Origin of the sequence: Pseudomonas sp. Colony2, assembly GCF_019382755.1 — a bacterium.
In the GTDB taxonomy this organism is placed as follows: domain Bacteria; phylum Pseudomonadota; class Gammaproteobacteria; order Pseudomonadales; family Pseudomonadaceae; genus Aquipseudomonas.
Genome location: NZ_CP080030.1, coordinates 879901 through 881507, shown reverse-complemented (window position 1 = coordinate 881507; position 1607 = coordinate 879901). Strand labels below are relative to the sequence as shown.

The following is a 1607-nucleotide window of genomic DNA, read 5'->3' as shown; positions in this document are numbered from 1 at the left end:
AGATTTTGACGTACTGATCACCGCGCAGCGCGGCCATCGTTCGGTTCACGCTGGACAGTCGGTTCTGCGCGGTGGCAATGCCGACGTTGCCCTGATCAACCTGCTCCCGCACGTGGACGGCGTACCGCATGAGGATCTCGCGGTCGATCTGGCGCGCGTCGTTGACCCTCGGTCCTTCATCGGATCGACACCAATGCACGAACGCCTGCCAGCGATCGCTATGGGCTTTGACGGTAGCAAAATGGCCGTCGCCAAACAGGTCTTTCAGTGCTTGCCGTCCAGCATAGCTAAGCTGGCGACCGAAACCGAAATTGCGCCCCGCTCGCTTACCGACCCGTGCCATTTTTCTGTTCCTGATCGACTGCCGCGAGATCATGCAAAAGGGCTCGCCAGTGCGCACTTACAATCGCGAACTGAGCCCAATCAGTCGGGCGAAAACACAGCGTGTTGTCGGTGACGTAAAGATGCGCACCCTCCTCTTTCAACCATTGAATAATGGCTGTCGTAGAGGCGATAGCTTTATGGGTGGTGGCGACACTGGCGACAGCGGCGACAACCCTTGTCCTGCCTGGTTTTGAGCGTGGCGACAAAGTGGCGACAGTAGCGGCGACAAATCGCGCTTTGGGCTCCTTTTGACGCTGAGCCAGATGGTTGCGCAGCGCTTCATCAAGATTAAACATGGCGCACCTCGAAGGTGTGGCCATCGGTGATCAACCACTGATGATCAATCAACTCGACCAGCAGCTTGGCGGCATGACGACTGCTCTTGCGGGCAAAGCGGGGACCGTTGCGATTCAATTCACGAATACTGAAACGCTTCCAATCTTTGACCTGCAGCCAGCGCAACAGCCGGTCCGCCTCCTCCTTAACTCGACACACTGGCTCCTGCTCAGTGAGACGCTGTATCTCGGTGAGGTAGTAGCCGACTAAAGCGGAGGCCCGTTGGATATGGTCGACCTCCACGACGCTGCTCTCCTCCACAACTGCAAGAATGCCGGCGACGCGCAGCAGGTTATCGGCGGCCTTTGATCCGCTGGGCCGTACGCTGGCCAGCTCGCCAAACTCCCCCAACTGAGCTTCGATAGCATCATGCAAATCAATCCAGCGACGACGCGCCAGCGGGCTGAGGCTCAGCTTTAACAGCTGCAAGGCTCCGTCAGCGGAAAGTGACCAAGGCTGATAAAACAGAGCCGAAAGGCGGTGATGGTAGCGCTTGAGTGCGACATCTTTGGACAAATCGACAGCCTGGTAGCTACGTTGCCCGGCTAGACTGGTGGGCCAGGTCATCAAGCAGCGCCCTAGAATGCCTTGCCCCTGCAGCAACGGGTCACTGAGTAACTGCATGGCCAAATACGGTTGCAGCATCAGGTGCAGGCTCAGGCGTCGGTCATAGGCTCGTAGGCTTTCGCCTGCCATAGAGCGAGCACGATCAATCGGGCTACCGTCCCAGAGTGACGACAAGGTTGTGACCGCTTTCAAACGGTTATCCCGACTCATGGTGCTGCTACCTAGGAATTGCCCACCTTCGTCACAGAACAGGCCCATGCTCGGTAAGTCACGACAGAGACCTTTGATCACGGCCTCGATAGTTGGGTCCGTAGTGATCA

At 57.6% G+C, this 1607-nt stretch carries 2 protein-coding genes and 1 pseudogene; all 3 read right to left on the bottom strand.

The features are described 5' to 3' along the window. Positions 1-343 (bottom strand): annotated as a pseudogene (locus tag JV201_RS29525) (integrase); the annotation flags it as partial. Further along, complete coding sequence (locus tag JV201_RS03515) at positions 327-680, bottom strand: hypothetical protein (RefSeq protein WP_219406527.1); 354 nt, start codon at positions 678-680, stop codon at positions 327-329. The pseudogene JV201_RS29525 and the gene JV201_RS03515, both read right to left, overlap by 17 nt. Further along, a partial coding sequence (locus JV201_RS03510) for a YfjI family protein (protein WP_257903285.1) occupies positions 673-1607 on the bottom strand: 935 nt, incomplete at its 5' end. The genes JV201_RS03515 and JV201_RS03510, both read right to left, overlap by 8 nt.